Consider the following 20,387-nt stretch of genomic DNA (forward strand, 5'->3'; position numbering starts at 1 on the left):
ATTTAAGTATTTAAAAACCTTGAAAGCCGATGGTGTAGATTGATAACAGTCAAAGCCATCGGTTTTCTTTATCCAAATATCTTGGACACTCTGTCAAATATATTCTCTGGTTCTTCCTGCCACATCAAAATAAGTATGCTCATGAATTGACAGAGATAATCGATACTTTTAAAACGCCTAAATGTCACGGCCTGCGCCTGTTTCCGCTTATAATTCCTCACTATTTGTGCCGCCAGCCAAAGGCGGCGGAATGGAGATTTTTATGAAATATACCCAGGATAATGGAAAAATTAAATTATGTGAAACTGATAATATGGATCATCTCGTGCGGTTAACACAAGCGTTGAATGAAAATAATATTCTTTACGAAACGAGATTGAAAAAAGGAACATTTATCAATAATCTTTTTTTCTTGATTTTTTATCATACTTTTGCATCGGGAATTGATCATAAGAATGAAACAACATGTATTTATGTACTAGAAAAAGATTTTGCTGCTGCCCAAAAAGCAATAGTAAACTGCAGATAAAAAAATTCATCTTCCAAGGCACAGGCTCTGTGTGCTGGCCATCGGTCTTTGCCTGCGTGCCTGTTTGTCAACCAAAGCCTGAGAATAGTAATACGACGATTGCCTGCCAGTAACTAATATTCCGCATGGAATGAGTAAAATAAAAATTTCGCTTTACAAATAACAGATAAAGTATTAAAATAAACAAAAAGATATCTTCAGGGCAGGGTGAGATTCCCTACCGGCGGTAAAGCCCGCGAGCCGAGAGGCATGATCCGGTGAGATTCCGGGGCCGACAGTACAGTCTGGATGGAAGAAGATGATAGTACAGTTGATTTTTTGAATGAATGTAGTATCAGAGCTCTGAGATGGTGATCCATTTCAGAGCTTTTTATATAGGGAATCAGACATTCATTTATCGATCATATGTAACAGATCAATTCTACCCTGCAGATATTTCTGCAGGTTTTTTTTGTATCTGGTACATCGTTTTCGAAATAAATATACCACTCACTTGTCTGTGAATCCGATTGCACAGATCTAAAAGCCTCGGCGTACCAGAGCGTGTTTGAAAAATCATTCCTGCAATCTGCACGCCCCACTTTGCGGTATATTTTGCCCGAATTCAGTTGCCGTAGCCCGCTACGGCGCCCTCATCCGGACAAAATCTCCCACAAATTGTGACGCACATCTTGCAGAAAGCCTTTTTCAAACACGCTCTAGACAAAGAACAGGAATAAGAAAGAAGGAATAAAAATGACGGATCAGGAATATATGCTTCGGGCGATTCAGCTGGCCAAAAAAGGAGAAGGCTGGACGAATCCCAATCCGATGGTAGGGGCAGTGATCGTAAAAGACGGAAGGATCATTGGGGAAGGCTATCATAAAAAGTATGGAGAACTTCATGCGGAACGTAATGCAATTGCTTCCCTCACAGAATCAGCAGAAGGTGCGGTGATTTATGTTACGCTGGAGCCTTGCTGTCATCATGGAAAAACACCTCCATGTACGGAAGCGATCATTGAACAGAAGATCAGAAAAGTGGTGATCGGTTCCCGAGATCCGAATCCGAAAGTGGCAGGAAAAGGTGTACAGATGTTAAGGGAAGCCGGTGTAACAGTAGTTGAAGATTTTATGAGAGAAGAATGTGATCAGCTGAATCCGGTGTTTTTCCATTATATTACTACGAAAACCCCATACGTGGTGATGAAGTATGCCATGACACTGGATGGGAAGATCGCAACGAAGACAGGAGCATCAAAATGGATCACCGGAGAAGCGGCAAGAAAAGAAGTACAGCATATGCGGCATCAGTACATGGGGATCATGGCAGGTATTGGAACTGTGCTTGCAGATGATCCGATGTTAAACGTCCGGGTAGAAGGCTGGAAAAGTCCTGTCAGGATTGTGTGCGACAGTAAGCTCAGGATCCCGCCGGACAGTCAGATCGTAAAAAGTGCGGAAAAGTACCGGACGATCGTGGCTTATGCAGATCAGAAAAATACAGAAGAAAAAATAAAAATATTACATACCATGGGAGTTGAGACCATTTACTGTCCGGATGAAAAGGATCAGATAGACCTTAAGAAGCTGATGACAGATCTTGGAAACAGGGGTATTGACAGCATCCTCCTGGAGGGAGGCGGTACGTTAAATGACAGTGCCCTGCGAGCCGGAATTGTAAAGGAAGTACAGGCTTTTGTGGCACCAAAGCTGTTTGGTGGTGTGGCCGGGAAGACACCGGTAGAAGGTATCGGAGTTGAATTCCCGTCTGAAGCAGTAGAACTGAAATATACAGATATCTGCCAGATCGGTGAGGACATCCGGATAAGATGTCAGGTGTGTGAGAAAAAACAGGAGGAATCATGTTTACAGGAATCGTAGAAGAGAAAGGAAAAGTCCGTTATATACAGCTGACAGGAGAATCAGGGATCCTGGCAGTGAAAGCCCGGAAAGTCCTGGAAGGGACAAGGATCGGTGACAGTATTGCTGTGAATGGTGTGTGTCTGACAGTTACGTCGATCCAGCCGGACGGATTTACTGCCGATGTGATGGCAGAGACGATCAGAAGAAGCAGTCTTGGCAGTTGTAAAGCTGGAAGCCAGGTAAACCTGGAACGTGCAATGGCTGCAGATGGCAGGTTCGGGGGACACATAGTAAGCGGTCATATTGATGGAACTGGAGTGATACGTTCCATGCTCCGGGAAGAAAATGCCATCTGGGTATCGATTGAGACATCGCCACAGATCTTGCATCTGATCGTGGAAAAAGGATCCGTTTGTATTGATGGGATCAGCCTGACAGTTGCAAGGGTTGATGAAGCTGGTTTTCAGGTGTCGGTCATTCCACATACAGGAGAAGAAACCACCCTTTTGGAAAAGGTGCCGGGGGATCTGGTTAATCTGGAAAATGATGTGATCGGAAAATATGTAGAAAAACTGCTTGGCATCAGAAAAAACGAAGAAGAGAAAAAAGAATCCGGAATTACGATGGAGTTTCTTGAAGAATTCGGGTTTTAGAACAGGAGGATATACACTATGTCACAAAATTATCAGTACAACACAATTGAAGAGGCACTTAGGGATCTTAAGGAAGGAAAAATAGTTCTGGTCACAGATGATCCGGACAGAGAAAATGAGGGAGATCTGATATGTGCGGCAGAGTTTGCGACCCGGGAAAATATTAATTTCATGGCGACTTATGCAAAGGGTCTTATCTGTACACCGATGAGTGCAGAAATTGCGGCGAGATTGAATTTTCCGCCGATGGTTGCTGAGAACACGGACAATCACAGTACAGCATTTACCGTGGCAGTGGATCACGCAGATACAACCACCGGTATCTCTGCGGCAGAACGCTCCTATACCATTATGAAGTGTGTGGATGATCAGTCAAAACCGGAGGATTTCAGAAGACCGGGACATGTATTTCCGCTTATTTCCAGAAAAGGCGGGGTTCTGGTACGAAATGGCCATACGGAGGCAACAACAGATCTTATGAGACTTGCCGGACTGAAAGAATGCGGCGTGTGCTGTGAAGTTATGAAAGAAGATGGCACTATGATGCGTACATCACAGCTATGGGAAATGGCAAAAGAGCATAACCTTACATTTATTACGATTCGTGATCTGCAGGATTATATAAGAATACATGAAAAGCATGTAAAGGAGGAAGCAGCTGCAAACCTCCCAACGCAGTACGGTGATTTTAAAATGTATGGCTATATCAATGACATTACAGGAGAGCATCATCTGGCACTGGTAAAAGGTGATCTAGGAGATGGTGAGGATGTGCTTTGCCGTGTACATTCGGAGTGCCTGACAGGAGATGCATTCGGATCGCTCAGATGTGACTGCGGCCTGCAGCTGCAGACAGCGATGCGCCAGGTAGAGGCGGAAGGCAGAGGGATCATTCTGTATATGAGACAGGAAGGCAGAGGGATCGGACTGATCAATAAGATCAAAGCCTATGCGCTTCAGGAACAGGGATATGATACCGTGGAGGCTAATGTGAAGTTAGGGTTTGCACCGGATCTCAGAGAGTACTGGGTTGGGGCACAGATACTGTCAGACCTTGGTGTGAAATCATTAAGATTACTGACCAATAACCCGGATAAAGTCTATGGGCTTGGCGAATTCGGGCTGAAGATCAATGAGAGAGTACCATTGGAGATTCCGGTACAAAAATATGACCGGAAGTATATGAAAACGAAGCAGGAAAAGATGGGTCATATTTTTAAGGAAATAAATTTATAAAAAACAGCAAATAGCAGGAGGAAGAAAAAATGAGACAGATCAATTTAGTAGAAGGAAAAGTAGTAGCACCGGAGGGAATGAAGGTTGGTATCGTGGCAGCGAGGTTCAATGAGATCATTGTGAATAAATTATTGGGAGGGGCAGTCGACGGACTGGTAAGACATGGAGTAGAAGAAGAGAATATTACTGCAGCATGGGTGCCGGGAGCATTTGAGATTCCGCTTACAGCACAGAAAATGGCACAGTCAGGAAAATATGATGCAGTTATCTGCGTGGGAGCTGTCATCCGTGGAGATACTTCACATTATGATCTGGTGTGCAATGAATCTGCCAAAGGGATCGCACAGGTTGAACTTGCAACAGGGATCCCTGTCTTATTCGGAGTGATCACGACTGAGAATATCGAGCAGGCTATTGCGCGTGCAGGAAGCAAAGCCGGGAATAAAGGCTATGACTGTGCGTTATCTGCGATCGAGATGGTCAATCTGATGAAGCAGCTCTAAAAGACAGGAAAATAAATGATGACAAAAACGATCATATTCGATTATGATGGAACGATCCATCATACCCTTGGAATCTATGAACCGGCATTTCGTGAAACCTATCAGTGGCTGACAGAGCAGAAGGCTGCAGAAGAACGGGAGATAAGCTCATCGGAAATTGCCGGCTGGCTGGGATTTAACAGTAAGGAGATGTGGAATACATTTTTGCCGGAGCTGGATCAGAGCTATAAAGAGCAGGCAAGCAGGATGGTAGGAGACCTGATGGTCAGACAGATCAGGAAACATAAGGCTGTGTGGTATCCGGGAGCAGAGGAGATGCTTACAGCTTTGAAGAACCGGGGATATCATCTTGTGATCTTAAGTAACTGTAAAGCTTCCTATCGTGAGGCGCACTGGAAGGAATTTGGGATGGAACGATGGTTCGATCATTTTTATGACTGCGAATCGTATGGATTCCGTCCAAAGACAGAAATTGTGCAGGAAATTATTCGGGAATATACAGGTCCTTATCTGGTGGTCGGAGACAGGAGGCAGGATCTGGAATGTGCCAGAGCCTGCAAAAGCCCATTTATAGGATGCCTGTATGGATATGGTGAGAGAGGGGAGCTGAACGGGGCAGATCATCTTGCAGAACATATAGAGGATATACCACAGTTGGTGATATGAGGATGAGCTCAGCTTTATCCGAAAGCAGAAGCTGTACACTGACAGAAGGTATAGGACTGATGGGAATGGCATAAATATTATAAAAATCCGAAGGATCCTGAAATATGATTTCCCTCAGTCTATGTATGATCGTAAAAAATGAAGAAGCAGTTCTTGAGAGGATCTTGAAGCCGGTTTCTCAGGTGATGGATGCGATCCTGATCGCAGATACCGGTTCTTCAGACAGAACAAAAGAAATCGCGGAGCAGTATACGTCGCAGGTGTTTGATTTTCCCTGGTGTGATAATTTTTCTGCTCCGCGTAATTTTCTTCTGGAAAAAGTCCGCACCGATTACTGGATGTGGCTGGATGCGGATGATGTCCTGGATGAAGAAAATCTGGAAAAACTGAAGAGTCTTAAAGAAACTCTGGATCCCGGAACAGATGTTGTGATGATGGAATATGCGGCAGGGTTTGACCAGAGCGGGAGAACAACATTTTCATATTTTCGGGAGCGGATAATGAAAACATCCAGAAATTTCAGATGGAATGGGGCAGTTCATGAAACTGTGATTCCGGAGGGAAATATCATTTATTCAGATGTGGTGATCCGGCACCGGAAATGTGGAAAAGGTGATCCGGACCGTAATCTTCGCATTTATGAAAAAATGCTGGCAGGAGGAGAAACGTTGGAACCCAGACATCAGCTTTATTATGGGAGAGAACTGTATTATCATCAGCGTTATCCGGAGACAGAGGCTGTGTTGGTGGAGTTCCTGAAAAATCCGTCCGGATGGCTGGAAAATAAGATCGATGCCTGTTTTGTACTTGGACAGTGCTACCGGAAAATGGGAGAAAAAAAGTCCGCACTGGAAGCTTTTCTGTACAGTCTGACTATGGATGTGCCGAGGGCGGAAATCTGCTGTGAGGTCGGTAAGATCTTTCTGGAAAGAGAGCTGCCCAGACAGGCTGCCTACTGGTACGGGCAGGCGCTTACTGTGCCTTCAGATAAGAAAAAGGGTGGATTTTTTATGGCTGAGTATCATGGATTTGTGCCATATATGCAGCTTTGCGTTTGTTATGATAAGATGGGATGTCCGGAGCAGGCATTCTTTTTTCATAAGAAAGCGATGGAACTGAAGCCGGAAGATCCGGGAGTATTGTATGACCAGAAATATTTCCGGGAAAAATATGGTCTGTCATAAAATGAAAGACATATTTATTATATTTTCCTGGCAGGGTACAGGCTTGCGGGGATCCTATGCACAGGTAAAAGCTGTTGTCATATACTGTAGGGAAAGTTATTTTCCTATGAGGTGATCGAAGAATGCTGTTCAGGCATCGAAAACGTAAGGAAATGGAAATGCAGCAGGACAGTCATGAGGATTTGTCCTGTATGTCCTGTTATGGAAATCATAGTTCCTGTGGATGTGACAGATGTGGAGCAAGAGGCTGCCCAGGCCCTGTGGGACCTACAGGACCAACCGGTCCCAGAGGCTGTCCGGGAGTTCCGGGTCCTATGGGTCCTCAGGGACCGCAGGGGGAACCGGGAATACAGGGATATACGGGAGCCACGGGCCCGGCTGGAGCAACGGGTCCAGCGGGAGTCATCGGTCCGACGGGAGCAACAGGAGCCACCGGTCCTGCAGGAGTAACAGGTCCGACGGGAGCAACGGGAGCGACAGGAGCAACAGGAGCCACGGGTCCAGCGGGAACGACGGGGGTAACAGGTCCGGCTGGTGCGATCGGAGCCACGGGTCCAGCAGGTCCAACAGGAGCAACAGGAGCCACCGGCCCTGCCGGAACAGTAACCCCGGCAGCTGCTGTTGGAAATGCAACAACGGTAGATGATATTGTGGAGGATTTTAATGCACTTCTTGCAAACCTTCGTGATGCAGGACTCCTGGAAAGATAGTGAAATGATAAACACACGTTACTGTGCGGCTGCGTATTTTATGCAGCCGCTGCATATTCTCCATAAAAATATTTCATTGTAGCTTTCCGATGAAAGGTGCTATAATATTCTTATGTAAGTATGAACATGGGGGATGAAATCGTGAAAAAAAACAAGTATGAGATCGATATGTGTAATGGGTCGATCATGGACAAGCTGATTTCGTTTTCACTGCCGCTGATGCTGTCCGGTATCCTGCAGCTGATGTTCAATGCAGTGGATATCGTGGTAGTGGGACGTTTCAGCGGAAGTGAGGCGCTGGCGGCAGTAGGCTCCACTACCGCACTGATCAATGTGTTTACCAACCTTTTTATCGGGATTTCTCTTGGTGCCAATGTGCTGGCAGCCAGATTTTATGCTGCCGGTAAGGACGAAGAAATGTCAGAAACAGTACATACATCGATCCTGCTGGCTCTGATCAGCGGGATCATCATGGCAGTTCTGGGAGTGATCTTTGCCAGAATCTGCCTGGAACTGATGGATACACCGGACGATGTGATCGATCTTTCTACTCTTTATATGCGTATTTATTTCCTGGGAATGCCGTTTTTTATGCTGTATAACTATGGTGCGGCGATCCTGCGTGCTGTGGGAGATACCAAGCGGCCGCTGGTCTTTCTGATCATTTCCGGCTGTGCCAATGCGCTTTTGAATCTGTTTTTCGTGATCGTGTGTCATTTAAGCGTGGCCGGTGTGGGAATCGGAACGGTGATCTCTCAGCTGATCTCCTGCATTCTTGTCCTTCGGTGTCTGTATCAGACAGAGGGAAGCTATCAGCTGCGTTTTTCAAAACTGTCCATAAAGGGAGAGTACCTGAAGCAGATCTTCCAGGTGGGACTGCCTGCCGGGATCCAGAGTACAGTGATCAATTTTTCCAATGTACTTCTTCAGTCTTCTGTAAACTCCTTTGGTTCCATTGCTATGGCAGGATATACAGCAGCCAATAATATTTTTGGATTTCTGTATGTGTCCGTGAATTCGGTTACCCAGGCCTGCATGAGCTTTACCAGTCAGAATTATGGTGTGCGAAAACCGAAACGTATGGACCGGGTGCTTGTTGACTGTATGATCCTGTCCTTTGTCGTATCCTTTGCCATGGGCTGTGGTGCATACTTTTTCGGTCCGCAGCTTCTGAAGATCTATACGGAAGACCCTAAGGTTATCCAATGCGGAATGGAGATTCTTGCCTATACCACAGTTACCTATTTCCTCTGCGGACAGATGGATCTGTTTCCGGGAGCACTGCGCGGAATGGGACGCTCCGGTGTCCCCATGATCCTGTCTATTATCGGAACGGTCGGCCTTCGAATTGTGTGGATTTTCGGAATTTTCCCGGCTCACAGATCACTGAAAGTACTGTTTATTTCTTATCCGGCATCCTGGATCCTTACGATCATCATGCAGGTGACCTGTTTCTGGTTTGTAAGGCGGAAAGTTCACAGGCAGCTTCTGGGAGAGACTGCAGAATAAAAACGAATACACAGAATATCAGAAAAAGCGGATAGAATTCCGCTTTTCTGTGTTTACGGGGAAAATAAAACAGGTCAACTCATGTCCATTTTGCAAACAGGAGACATTGGAGCTGGAAAATAAAGAATATGGAGGAAACATGGAATTATTAAAACCTGATTATTACGACGAATTTACCTGTATTGCAGACAAATGCACCATCAGCTGCTGCAGGGAATGGAAGATCAACATAGATGATGAAACCTACAGAAACTGGAAAACCATCCAGCCGCCGTCAGAGGTGCCCGGACACAGAAGCTGCCTGCAGGCCTATACCATGAAAAAGGACGGCAGCCGGATCATGAAGATGACGGAAGAGCACGATTGTCCTTTTCTTGCAAAGAACAGACTGTGCTATCTGGTAAGTGCTTATGGGGATTCGATGCTTTCAGAGACCTGCCAGATTTTTCCAAGGGAGATCCATGAATTTCAGGATCATAAGGAAGCGACCATGATGCCCTGTTGCCCGGCTGTCCTGGACATCTGGAAGGGGAAGAAAAGAATCGCTTTTCCGGAAACTCCAAAAGAAAAGGAACAGCCGCTTTTTCTTGTGCGCCGGAAGGTTATGGATCTTATAATGGATCCTGAAAAAACACCGGAGGAAATCCTTCTTGAAAGTTTTTATGTTCTGAAGGAACTTCACTGGAACATGCCGCTTACCACAGAGCTTGTGGAAGATTATTTTTCAGAGAAAACGATTCGCCAACTGGAACATGCTATTAATGAAATAGAGCTGCCTGTTCTGGATACCATGGACGAATGCAATGAACTTTTGCAGGACCTGGCTGTAAATTACCGGAAAGAGGGACTTTACCGGAAATATCTGGAGCCGGTGATGGAACTTGCGGAGGAATTGTCCGAAGAATATGAGGAAAAGGAACTGGTGGAAGCCCGGGAGGATTTTTATCGGAAATTTCGTGTATATGAAGACCTTCTCCGGAGCTTTCTTGCCAACGAAGTATATTCAGATCTTCTGACACCGGAGGGAGATCTGGAAGATGCCCTGGTCCATATGCAGTGGATCGGTATGGAATATGCCACCATCCGCCAGGCTGTTTTTCTTCGGTGGCAGAAAGATGGACGGGGATCTCTTCCCTACGAAACACTCCGGGATTATATGGTAGTGATCTCCAGAATGACCGGATATGAGGAAGACGATATCCGGGAATATCTTGAGAACAGTTTTGAAGAGCTTCTGTGGGAGTGGGGATATTTTGCGCTGATCACAGGGAAATGACTTTATAACTTAAAGTTATATTAAGTATTAAAAATATACATTTTAATTATATGATGTTTTGTGTTAGAATATAGGACGAATAGGGCAGCGGAGGAATGACTGCCCTGAAATGGATAACGATCAGAAAGGAACTTGTTTTATGGATAAGGGAACAATTTTTAAATTTCATAATGACCTTGATACCGATCAGATCATTGCATCCCAGTATCTGCTTCTGCCGAATCTGGATGAAATGAAAGGCCACACATTTGAATCACTGGATCCGGATTTTTCCAAAAAGGTTAAACCGGGAGATTTTGTAGTTGGAGGAGAGAACTTCGGATGCGGATCCTCCAGAGAGCAGGCACCGGGTGTTCTTAAGGCACTTGGAGTAAAGGCAGTTATTGCGAAATCTTTTGCCCGTATTTTTTTCCGCAATGCCATTAATATCGGACTTCCGGCAATTGTCTGTAAGGATCTTCCGGATGCTGTGAAGACAGGAGATACCCTGGAGCTTCATATGTCCGAGGGAACTGCTGTTGCCAATGGTAAGACTTATTCCTGCACAAAACTGCCGGAATACATGCAGAATATACTGAATCAGGGCGGCCTTATCGCTTCTCTGAACCGTGAGGAGGAATAAGAGATGGGAATGACGATCGCAGAAAAAATCATCGCGGCAGCGGCTGGAGTGGACAGTGTAAAACCCGGAGATATCTATACAGTTCAGCTGGATCATCTGATGAGCAATGACGGAACCACACATCTGACTGTTGACATGTACAACAACAAATTAAAAAATCCACATATCGCAGATACAAAGAAACTGGTATTTATCGTAGACCACAATGTACCGTCTGACAGCCCGAAAACAGCAGCATCCCAGAAAAAAATGAGAGATTTTGCAAGAGAAAACAACATTGATTTCTGGGAAGGAAAAGGCGTGTGTCATCAGATCATGATCGAGAATTATGTCCGTCCGGGACAGCTGATCTTTGGTGCAGACAGCCATACCTGTTCTTATGGAGCACTTGGCGCTTTCGGTACTGGTGTAGGATGTACAGACTTTCTTTATGGAATGGTAACCGGAACTTCCTGGGTTATGGTACCGGAAACTGTGAAATTCAACCTGACAGGGAAACTTCCTGAGGGTGTTTATGCAAGAGATCTGATCCTTACCATTATCGGAGAGATCGGAGCAAACGGATGTAATTATCAGGCAATGGAGTTTACCGGCGAAGGCGCCAAAACATTAAGCATCAGCGACCGTATGGCTCTCTGCAACATGGCTGTTGAGGCCGGTGCGAAGACCGGAATCTTTGAGGCAGATGACAAGGCTCTGGAATATCTGAAAGAGCATGGCCGTGAACCAAAAGCTGTATATCACAGCGATCCGGATGCTGTTTACGCAAGAGAGTACACCTTCGATCTTTCCAAAGTACGCCCGGTTGTAGCGAAACCGGACTTCGTTGACAATGTAGTTCCGGCTGAGGAAACCTGCGGCATCAAGATCAACGAGGCATTTCTTGGCTCCTGTAACAACGGCCGTATTGAAGACCTCCGTGTAGGCGCAGAGGTGATCAAGGGTAAAAAAGTTGCAGAAGGCGTTCGTTTCCTGGTCGTTCCTGCAAGCCAGACCATCTACCGCCAGGCATTAAAAGAAGGCCTGATTGATATCTTCATGGAAGCAGGCGCTATTGTGATGAACCCGAACTGCAGTGTATGCTGGGGAAGCTGCCAGGGTGTGATCGGTGAGAACGAGGTTCTTATCAGCACCGGAACACGTAACTTCAAGGGACGTGCCGGACATCCGAGCTCCAAGGTTTATCTGGGATCTGCGGCAACGGTTACCGCATCTGCCATTGCAGGTGAGATCGCAACTGCAGACAGAGTATAAAAACCTCAGAAAAGATATTCAGGAATAAACAGGAGAATATACATATGGAAGCATTTACAGGAAAAGTGTGGGTATTGGGCGATGATATTGACACCGATATCATCATTCCGACCGAGTATCTGGCGCTGAAAACCATTGACGATATGAAACAGTACGGATTCAGTCCCCTTCGCCCGGAGCTGGCAGGACAGATCCAGAAAGGTGACATTATTGTAGCAGGAAAGAACTTCGGCTGCGGTTCCTCCAGAGAGCAGGCACCGGAGATCATTAAAGCACTGGGCGTACAGTGTGTTATTGCGAAATCTTTTGCACGGATCTTTTTCCGCAACTCCATCAACAACGGCCTTCTTCTTATCGAACAGCCGGATCTTCACGACAATGTGAAAGAGGGAGATGAAGTTACAGTTGTGATGAACGAGCATGTAGACCATAACGGAAAACAGTACCCGATTGCTTCTCTTCCGGAGAATCTGATGGATATTATTCAGGCTGGCGGACTTGTAAAAGCCATGCGCAAACTGAACGGTCTGGACTAAGACGGAAAGGAGAGAAATAATGGGTGAGACGATCATTGAGAAAATTATCAGACATAACACAGGCAAAGCAGTAAAGCCTGGCGATATCGTGACGGTCAATGTTGACAGAGTGATGATCCATGATATCTTTATTCCGTTTGTAGCGGACAAATTTGAGGAGATGGGCTTTCAGAAGCTGTGGGATCCGGACAAGGTTGTTCTGATCTATGACCATCTTGTACCGGCAAGTCAGCAGGATGATACCAGACATTTCCATGTGGGAGATGCTTTTGCAGCTAAATATGGCATGAAAAACGTACACAGAAGTGACGGTATCTGTCATCAGCTTATGACTGAGGCAGGTTATGTTAAACCCGGTAATATTGTATTTGGCACAGACAGCCATACCACGACTTATGGATGTGTCGGTGCGTTTTCTTCCGGCATCGGTTACACAGAGATGGCCAGCATCCTGGGAACAGGAACCATGTGGATCAAGGTTCCGGAAACCATAAAGGTTGTGATCGATGGAGAACTTCCGGAGAATGTCATGTCCAAGGATATCATCCTCCGCCTGATCGGTGACCTTCGTGCAGATGGAGCTACTTACCGTGCTCTGGAATTTTGCGGAAGCACCATTGAAAATATGTCTGTGGCAAGCCGTATGACTATGGCGAATATGGCAATTGAGGCCGGTGCGAAATGTGCACTTTTCACACCAGATGAGAAGACAGCTGCTTACTGCAACGTAGAGCTTGATGATTATCAGAAGAGTCTTGTGGGAGATGAGGATGCTGTCTACATGAAGACCATAACTTATAAAGCAGAGGATTTTGTGCCGGTAATGGCATGTCCGTCTCAGGTGGACAAGATCCGTGATGTCAGTGAGCTTCAGGGTGAGACCATCGACCAGGTATTCATCGGTTCCTGCACCAACGGACGTCTGGAGGACCTTATGGCGGCAGCAGAGGTGCTGAAGGGCAAAAAGGTTGCAGACTTTGTAAAGCTGATCGTGACTCCTGCCAGCCGCAAAATTTACCGTCAGGCTATTGAGCTTGGCATTCTGGATACTCTTGCGGAAGCAGGGGCTGTCATTACACATCCGGGCTGCGGACTTTGCTGCGGAAGGACCGGCGGAATCCTGACAGACGGTGAAAAGGTCGTGGCAACCAACAATCGTAATTTTCTGGGACGTATGGGAACTTCCAAGGTTCAGATCTATCTGGCATCTCCGAAAACAGCAGCAGCCTGTGCCGTTGCAGGCAAGATCGTAATGCCGGAATAAGAAGCAGAAGATCCCTGGAGAAATATTGCCGGAAGAAACAGATAAAGAAACGTATGAGAAAGACAGATTTTCGCAGAGGCGTCAGTCTGTCTTTTTTTACCGGATCAGAAGGATCCGGGATAAGTCATTTTTACAGAAAATGGGATTTATTGTATTATAATAACAGCCAGTGTGACAACATAACATATATTACATAAGACTCGAGGGATAAGGGTATGGAGAAAAGATCAACCATCAGTAAAAAGACACTGAAGATCATACTTGGAATCTGCATTGGCGTAACGATCCTGGCAGTGGCAGGGTTATTTGTCTATACATACTTGGCAGATCACAATACGCTGGGACGGAAGATTTCCATATGGGGAGTGGATGTTTCCGGACTGGATGCAAAGCAGGCAGAAGAAAAGATCACTGCGGAATTTGCAGATCGTCCGGTATCCTTTCAGGAAAATGATCAGGAAGTTTACAGTACTACTTTGAAAGAGCTGGGCTACAGTCTCAATGAAGAAGCCCTTCTGAGTAAGCTTACAGAAATTCAGAAACAGCGGGAAGAGAGCCGGAAGCTTTTTCCAAAGGAAGAAAATATAGAACCGGAATGTCAGATCGAGGAAGATGAGGAGCAGGAAAAGCAGGCTCTCGATCTTTCAAATTTCGGTACGGAAGAAAGAAAAGCTTCTGTTGATGCCGCCATTCAGTACGATAAGGAGAAAAAAGAATTCACCCTTGTGAAGCAGGTACAGGGGACGGAGATCGATCCGGATAAGTTGGAGACTACTGTGGACACAAATCTGAACGCAGCATTTGATACGGCTCTTCTTGGAGATATCATTACAGTACCGATCAACAAGCATGTGTATGTAAGTCCGACTGTCACTGCAACAGAGGATATGAAAAATAAGGTTACAGACCTGAACAGCCAGCTGAAGAAATACCGCAGCAGTACAGTAACTTATACATTCGGAAGTGAAACGGCTGTTCTGGATTCCGATACGATCACATCCTGGCTGAAGGCTGAGGGGGAGGCGCTGACTTTGGATGAAAAAGCCATTAAAGCCTACATCAGTGAGCTTGCCAACAAATACAATACCATTTATGTTCCCCGCACCTTTCATACATCTGCGGGAACGGATGTGACCATTGAGGGAAATGAGTACGGATACCGGATCGATCAGGACGGAGAATATGCTCAGCTTCTGGAAGACCTGAAAAGTGGTACTGCTGTAACAAGAGAGCCTGTTTACAGCAAAAAAGGATACCAGAGAAACGGAACAGACGATCTGGCAGGCAGTTACATAGAGGTCAGTCTGGATGCACAGCATTTGTGGCTGTATAAGGACGGAAGCCTTGTGACGGAAACAGATATTGTCAGCGGTAAGCCGGTGAAGGGGCGTGAAACATATCGTGGTGCATGGCCGATCGCCTACAAGGCGAGTCCCTATAATCTGTCAAGCTCTGAGTATGGATACAACGTAAAGGTTAATTACTGGATGCCTTTTGTCTACGGACAGGGACTTCATGATGCGTCCTGGCAGTCATCCTTTGGCGGGAACCGTTATAAAACCAACGGAAGCCACGGCTGCATCAATCTGCCTAAGGATCAGGCAGCACTGATCTATAACACCATTGATGCAGGTTATCCGATCATTATTTACTAATAGGAGCAAAAAAGCTTCGGAGAGATCCGGAGCTTTTTTTATGCCCGAAAATGAAAATTATCATGGAAGCAGGATCGTAAATGATAAGGTTTTTCAAAAGTACGTTAAAAAAAACACAAAAAATATCGAAAAAGCCTTGTCGAAACAGAAATAACGTGATATGATGATTTCGGAAATCGAGCTAATACACTTCTTAATTGCGGAGGAAGAGTGTTTTTCTCTTTTATTTGGGTGCAAATTGATAAAAAAACTCAAATAAGTGTTAGTTGAGATTTCATTTTTTTATTCATGTATCGTTAAAAAAAAGACAATATATGAACAAGAATATCTACTATAAACGTCAGATTTTAGACTAAGAAAGGATAATGAAAGGTATGAAGTACAGTTATTATCCGGGTTGCACCCTGAGAACAAAGGCCAAAGATCTGGATGAGTATGCCAGAGCCAGTGCCACAGCCCTTGGGTTTGAGCTTGAGGAGATCGAGGACTGGCAGTGTTGTGGTGGTGTTTATCCGCTTGGCACAGACGAGATCGCCACAAAGCTTTCTTCCGTCCGTGCGTTAAACCAGGCAAAAGAAAAAGGCCAGGATCTGGTGACGATCTGTTCAGCCTGTCATCATGTGATCAAGCGTGTCAATGATGATATGAAAAATGTGGAAGATATCCGGACCAGAGCCAACAATTATATGCAGTTGGAAGCTCCCTATGAAGGAGAGACAACCGTTCTCCATTATCTGGAGGTTCTCCGGGACAGAGTCGGTTTTGATAAACTGAAAGAAAAAGTAGTAAATCCTTTTACCGGAAAGAAGATCGGAGCCTATTACGGATGTCTGCTTCTGAGACCTGGAAAGATCATGGCATTTGATGATCCGGAAAATCCAAGGATCATGGAGGATTTTATCCGTGCCCTTGGCGCTGAGCCTGTGATCTATCCTTACAGAAATGAATGCTGTGGAGGATATATATCCCTGAAAGAAAAAGAAATGTCACAGAATATGTGTGAAAAGATTGAAGAAAGCGCAGCAGGCTTTGGCGCAGATATGCTGATCACTGCCTGTCCGCTCTGCAAATACAATCTGAATAAAAATTCCGGAAATAAAATGCCGGTTTACTATTTTACAGAGCTTCTGGCAGAAGCCCTTGGCGTCAAAGAGGAGGTGGCAAAATGAGAGATAACCATTCTGCTGCGGAAAAAATAAAGGAGATCAGCGGGACCAATCCTCTGAAATGTATGAAGTGTGGCAAATGCTCTGCTACCTGCCCATCCTTTGACGAGATGGATATCAAGCCTCATCAGTTTGTGTCCTACGTGATCAATGAAAATATCGAAGCACTTGTAAATTCAGCATCCCTGTGGAAATGTCTTTCCTGTTTTGCCTGTGTGGAGCGCTGTCCGCGAGACGTAAAACCCGGAAAGATCATTGACGGGGCAAGACAGCTGGTTGTTCGGGAAAAAGGCGGAGACTATCTTTCACCAAATGAAATTCCGGAGCTTCTTGATCCGGAGCTTCCTCAGCAGCTGCTTGTAAGTGCGTTCAGAAGATACAGGAGGTGAGAAAGTGCAGAGAATCGGTGTATTTGTCTGTCATTGCGGAAGTAATATTGCCGCTACGGTAGACGTGAAAAAGGTTGTGGAGATCATTGCAAAAGAGCCAGGAGTTGTCCATGCAGAAGATTATCAGTATATGTGTTCTGAAGCAGGACAGTCCAGGATCCAGGAAGCCATCCGTGAAAAAAATCTCACAGGAGTGGTTGTCTGTTCCTGTTCTCCGCGTATGCATGAGGCAACTTTCCGTAAAGCAGCGGAAAAGGCCGGCCTGAATCCATATATGGTGGAGATCGCAAATATCCGTGAGCACTGTTCCTGGATCCACAAGGATATGCAGGAGGCTACGGAGAAGGCCGTGATCCTTGCAAGAGCAGCAGTAGCAAAAGTTAATTTAAATGCTCCTCTTCAGCCGGGAGAAAGCCAGGTTACAAAGAGAGCCCTGATCATCGGAGGCGGTATCGCCGGAATCCAGACGGCTCTTGATATTGCCGATGCAGGCTATGAAGTTGATATTGTGGAAAAAACACCAAGTATCGGCGGAAGAATGTCACAGCTTGACAAAACCTTCCCTACTCTGGATTGCTCCGCATGTATCCTTACTCCAAAAATGGTGGAGGCTGCAGCTCACGAAAAGATCAATATCTATACATACAGTGAAGTAGAAAAAGTTGCAGGTTTTGTAGGAGATTTTACTGTTGATATCCGCAAAAAAGCGCGAAGTGTCAACATGGACAAATGTACAGGCTGTGGAGTCTGCCAGGAAAAATGTCCTTCCAAAAAGATTCCAAATGAGTTCAACAGAGGGCTGAACAACCGGTCAGCTATTTATACTCCGTTTGCACAGGCGATTCCAAATGTTCCTGTGATCGACAGAGAGCATTGCCTGAAATTTAAGACAGGCAAATGTGGTGTCTGCTCCAAAGTATGTCAGGCAGGAGCCATTGATTACGATCAGCAGGATGAGATCGTAACACAGAAATACGGAGCAATCGTGGTGGCAACCGGATTTGATACCATCAAGCTTGACAAATATGATGAATACGCATACAGCCAGAGCAAGGATGTGATCACATCTCTGGAGCTGGAGCGTATCATGAATGCTGCAGGACCTACAAAAGGACATCTTGAGCGTCTTTCCGATGGAAAAGCACCGAAGGAGATCGTATTTATCCAGTGTGTTGGAAGCCGTTGCTCCGATGACCGTGGAAAGCCATACTGTTCCAAGATCTGCTGTATGTACACAGCTAAGCATGCCATGCTGATCCGTGATAAATATCCGGATACCAATGTGACGGTATTTTATATTGATGTCCGTACACCTGGTAAAAACTTCGATGAGTTTTACAGAAGAGCAGTTGAGCAGTATAACGTAAACTACATCAAAGGTCAGGTAGGAAAAGTAATTCCGCAGCCGGATGGAACACTTCTTGTTCAGGGCTCGGATCTTCTTGATAATAAGCAGATCTTCAAGAAAGCAGATATGGTAGTTCTTGCAACAGCCATTGAGCCAAATCCGGATGTACGTAAGATCGCTACCATGCTTACTGCAAGTATTGACACCAACAATTTCCTTACAGAAGCTCATGCAAAGCTTCGTCCTGTAGAATCACCGACAGCAGGAATTTTCCTTTCCGGTGTATGCCAGGGACCAAAGGATATCCCGGAGACAGTTGCCCAGGCAGGAGCTGCGGCTGTTAAGGCCATAGGACTTCTTGCAAAGGACAAGCTGACAACCAATCCATGTACGGCAAAATCCGACGAGCTTCTCTGTAACGGATGCTCTACCTGTGCAAATGTATGTTCTTACGGAGCGATTTCCTATGAGGAGAAACAGGTCAACGATCACGGTATCCGTGAGACAAGAAGAGTTGCGGTTGTCAATACAGCACTTTGCCAGGGCTGCGGTGCCTGCACAGTAGCCTGCCCGTCAGGAGCCATGGACCTTCAGGGCTTCTCCAACAGACAGATTATCGCGGAGGTGGATGCAATATGTCGATAGAAACAAAGGAAGAATTCAGACCAAAGATCGTGGCATTCTGCTGTAACTGGTGCAGCTACGCCGGAGCAGACCTTGCCGGAAGCAGCCGTTTGAGCTATCCGGCGGATGTAAAGATCATCCGTGTTCCATGTTCCTGCCGTGTCAATCCCATGTTCATCCTCCGTGCCTTTGAAAAAGGAGCCGATGGTGTGATCATGTGCGGATGCCATCCGGGAGACTGCCATTACAGTACCGGAAACTATTATGCAAGAAGACGTATGACACTTCTGTTTTCAATGCTGGATTATATTGGGGTGGAAAACGGAAGAACACGTGTGGAATGGGTATCTGCCGCAGAAGGCGTGAAATTTTCACAGACTATGAATGAGTTTGTTGAGAAGATCCATTCACTTGGTAAAAACGTGAGATTGGAGGATATAAGATGCAGGAGCTGATAAAACGTGCAAAAGAACTGCTTGCAGATGGCACGGTAGTCCGGGTTCTTGGGTGGAAAGCCGGAGATCTTGCCTTTAATCCGGAACCAGCCTATTTTGAAACACCGGAATCTCTGGAGGATTTTGTCTATGATGGATTCTGCGGTGCCAATTTAAGCAAATATATGATCGAAGCTTCCAAGCTGGAAGGAAAAACCATGGTCTGTCTGAAGCCCTGCGATACATATAGCTTTAACCAGCTTTTGAAAGAGCATCGTGTAGACAGAGAAAAAGCCTATATCGTAGGTGTTGGCTGTAAAGGAAAGCTGGATATTGAAAAGATCCGCAAAATGGGGATCAAGGGTATCCGGGGAATTTCCGGAGCAGAGATTACCGGAGATGCAGAGACATTGACTGTGGATACTGTTTACGGAGAAAAAACCTGTGCATACAAAGATGCCATGCTGGAACGCTGCCATGTATGTAAAGGAAAAGAGCATAAAATTTACGATGAACTGATCGGTGAGTCAAAGGAGACAAAGGACGCTGACCGTTTTGCAGAAGTTGAGCGGATCGAGGCAATGAGTCCGGAAGAAAAATTTGCATTCTGGCAGAGCGAGCTGAGTAAATGTATCCGCTGTAATGCCTGCCGTAATGTATGTCCGGCCTGCAGCTGCCGCAAATGCGTTTTTGACAGCAACAAGTTCGACAGCGCCCAGAAGGCAAATGTGGATTCCTTTGAGGAAAAGATGTTCCATGTGATTCGTGCCTTCCATGTAGCCGGAAGATGTACGGACTGTGGCGAGTGTAGCAGAGTCTGCCCGCAGGGAATTCCCCTTCATCTGTTTAACCGTAAGTTTATCAAGGATATTGATGCGTTTTACGGTGAGTATCAGGCAGGCGAGGATGCGGAGTCAAAGGGTCCGCTTACCAGCTTTACCTTTGAGGATGTAGAGCCAGGGATCGTGGCAGAAAGGGGATAAT

The 20,387-nt window shown here is 45.7% G+C and carries 20 protein-coding genes, 2 pseudogenes and 1 riboswitch; of the genes and pseudogenes, 21 read left to right on the forward strand and 1 reads right to left on the reverse strand.

Features of this window, described 5'->3' with window-relative positions:
* Nucleotides 1-262: 262 nt before the first annotated feature.
* A complete protein-coding gene (locus NE671_RS00165; RefSeq protein WP_044960682.1) occupies nucleotides 263-529 on the forward strand; it encodes a hypothetical protein in 267 nt (88 codons plus the stop codon).
* 189 nt (nucleotides 530-718) lie between these two features.
* Nucleotides 719-833, forward strand: a riboswitch (FMN riboswitch).
* Between the two features lie 117 nt (nucleotides 834-950).
* Here the strand turns inward: NE671_RS00165 and NE671_RS15970 are convergent.
* Nucleotides 951-1,187: pseudogene (locus tag NE671_RS15970) on the reverse strand (DUF6783 domain-containing protein).
* Between NE671_RS15970 and NE671_RS15975 the strand changes: the two are divergent.
* The 20 genes and pseudogenes from NE671_RS15975 to NE671_RS00260 form a co-directional block, all read left to right on the forward strand.
* Nucleotides 1,137-1,262 (forward strand): annotated as a pseudogene (locus NE671_RS15975) (DUF6783 domain-containing protein); the annotation flags it as partial. The pseudogenes NE671_RS15970 and NE671_RS15975 sit on opposite strands and share 51 nt — an antisense overlap.
* A 2-nt stretch (nucleotides 1,263-1,264) precedes the next feature.
* Complete coding sequence (ribD, locus tag NE671_RS00170; RefSeq protein WP_110102469.1) at nucleotides 1,265-2,392, forward strand: bifunctional diaminohydroxyphosphoribosylaminopyrimidine deaminase/5-amino-6-(5-phosphoribosylamino)uracil reductase RibD; 1,128 nt, start codon at nucleotides 1,265-1,267, stop codon at nucleotides 2,390-2,392.
* Entirely contained in the window at nucleotides 2,374-3,027 is a 654-nt protein-coding gene (gene ribE, locus NE671_RS00175; RefSeq protein WP_004844978.1) for a riboflavin synthase, read from the forward strand. Before ribD ends, ribE begins: the two co-directional genes overlap by 19 nt.
* A gap of 18 nt (nucleotides 3,028-3,045) precedes the next feature.
* On the forward strand, nucleotides 3,046-4,263 hold the full coding sequence (locus NE671_RS00180; protein ID WP_118515669.1) for a bifunctional 3,4-dihydroxy-2-butanone-4-phosphate synthase/GTP cyclohydrolase II: 1,218 nt from the start codon (nucleotides 3,046-3,048) through the stop codon (nucleotides 4,261-4,263).
* A 29-nt stretch (nucleotides 4,264-4,292) separates the two neighbouring features.
* Entirely contained in the window at nucleotides 4,293-4,766 is a 474-nt protein-coding gene (gene ribH, locus NE671_RS00185) for a 6,7-dimethyl-8-ribityllumazine synthase (protein WP_006427673.1), read from the forward strand.
* 15 nt (nucleotides 4,767-4,781) lie between these two features.
* Entirely contained in the window at nucleotides 4,782-5,432 is a 651-nt protein-coding gene (locus NE671_RS00190) for an HAD family hydrolase (protein ID WP_118071376.1), read from the forward strand.
* A gap of 104 nt (nucleotides 5,433-5,536) precedes the next feature.
* Nucleotides 5,537-6,616, forward strand: coding sequence for a tetratricopeptide repeat-containing glycosyltransferase family 2 protein (locus tag NE671_RS00195; RefSeq protein ID WP_161208518.1), 1,080 nt, complete (start codon nucleotides 5,537-5,539; stop codon nucleotides 6,614-6,616).
* 122 nt (nucleotides 6,617-6,738) lie between these two features.
* Nucleotides 6,739-7,326, forward strand: coding sequence for a collagen-like protein (locus NE671_RS16140; RefSeq protein WP_118368380.1), 588 nt, complete (start codon nucleotides 6,739-6,741; stop codon nucleotides 7,324-7,326).
* Between the two features lie 126 nt (nucleotides 7,327-7,452).
* The gene (locus tag NE671_RS00205; protein WP_326928966.1) at nucleotides 7,453-8,835 is read left to right on the forward strand and encodes an MATE family efflux transporter; all 1,383 of its coding nucleotides are present in this window, start codon (nucleotides 7,453-7,455) and stop codon (nucleotides 8,833-8,835) included.
* A gap of 139 nt (nucleotides 8,836-8,974) precedes the next feature.
* Nucleotides 8,975-10,111, forward strand: coding sequence for a flagellin lysine-N-methylase (gene fliB / locus NE671_RS00210; protein ID WP_044962413.1), 1,137 nt, complete (start codon nucleotides 8,975-8,977; stop codon nucleotides 10,109-10,111).
* A 139-nt stretch (nucleotides 10,112-10,250) separates the two neighbouring features.
* Entirely contained in the window at nucleotides 10,251-10,733 is a 483-nt protein-coding gene (locus NE671_RS00215; protein WP_022426042.1) for a LeuD/DmdB family oxidoreductase small subunit, read from the forward strand.
* Nucleotides 10,734-10,736: 3 nt separating this feature from the next.
* Nucleotides 10,737-11,987, forward strand: coding sequence for a 3-isopropylmalate dehydratase large subunit (locus NE671_RS00220; RefSeq protein WP_118071372.1), 1,251 nt, complete (start codon nucleotides 10,737-10,739; stop codon nucleotides 11,985-11,987).
* Between the two features lie 44 nt (nucleotides 11,988-12,031).
* Nucleotides 12,032-12,523, forward strand: a complete 492-nt coding sequence (locus NE671_RS00225) for a LeuD/DmdB family oxidoreductase small subunit (RefSeq protein WP_021653000.1) — start codon at nucleotides 12,032-12,034, stop codon at nucleotides 12,521-12,523.
* A 19-nt stretch (nucleotides 12,524-12,542) separates the two neighbouring features.
* Complete coding sequence (locus NE671_RS00230) at nucleotides 12,543-13,787, forward strand: 3-isopropylmalate dehydratase large subunit (RefSeq protein WP_173740474.1); 1,245 nt, start codon at nucleotides 12,543-12,545, stop codon at nucleotides 13,785-13,787.
* A gap of 215 nt (nucleotides 13,788-14,002) precedes the next feature.
* Complete coding sequence (locus NE671_RS00235; protein ID WP_173740475.1) at nucleotides 14,003-15,442, forward strand: L,D-transpeptidase family protein; 1,440 nt, start codon at nucleotides 14,003-14,005, stop codon at nucleotides 15,440-15,442.
* Nucleotides 15,443-15,816: 374 nt separating this feature from the next.
* The gene (locus NE671_RS00240; protein WP_022426047.1) at nucleotides 15,817-16,611 is read left to right on the forward strand and encodes a CoB--CoM heterodisulfide reductase iron-sulfur subunit B family protein; all 795 of its coding nucleotides are present in this window, start codon (nucleotides 15,817-15,819) and stop codon (nucleotides 16,609-16,611) included.
* On the forward strand, nucleotides 16,608-16,997 hold the full coding sequence (locus NE671_RS00245; protein WP_015524685.1) for a 4Fe-4S dicluster domain-containing protein: 390 nt from the start codon (nucleotides 16,608-16,610) through the stop codon (nucleotides 16,995-16,997). The genes NE671_RS00240 and NE671_RS00245 overlap by 4 nt, the downstream gene beginning before the upstream one ends.
* A gap of 4 nt (nucleotides 16,998-17,001) precedes the next feature.
* Nucleotides 17,002-18,990: a 4Fe-4S binding protein gene (locus NE671_RS00250; protein WP_173740476.1), complete on the forward strand. Its 1,989-nt coding sequence runs from the start codon at nucleotides 17,002-17,004 to the stop codon at nucleotides 18,988-18,990.
* Entirely contained in the window at nucleotides 18,981-19,424 is a 444-nt protein-coding gene (locus NE671_RS00255) for a hydrogenase iron-sulfur subunit (protein ID WP_015524686.1), read from the forward strand. The genes NE671_RS00250 and NE671_RS00255 overlap by 10 nt, the downstream gene beginning before the upstream one ends.
* On the forward strand, nucleotides 19,412-20,386 hold the full coding sequence (locus tag NE671_RS00260) for a 4Fe-4S dicluster domain-containing protein (protein ID WP_015524687.1): 975 nt from the start codon (nucleotides 19,412-19,414) through the stop codon (nucleotides 20,384-20,386). The genes NE671_RS00255 and NE671_RS00260 overlap by 13 nt, the downstream gene beginning before the upstream one ends.
* Nucleotide 20,387 lies beyond the last annotated feature (1 nt).

Origin of the sequence: Blautia sp. DFI.9.10 (genome assembly GCF_024461705.1) — a bacterium.
GTDB classification, from domain to species: Bacteria; Bacillota; Clostridia; order Lachnospirales; family Lachnospiraceae; genus Blautia_A; species Blautia_A fusiformis.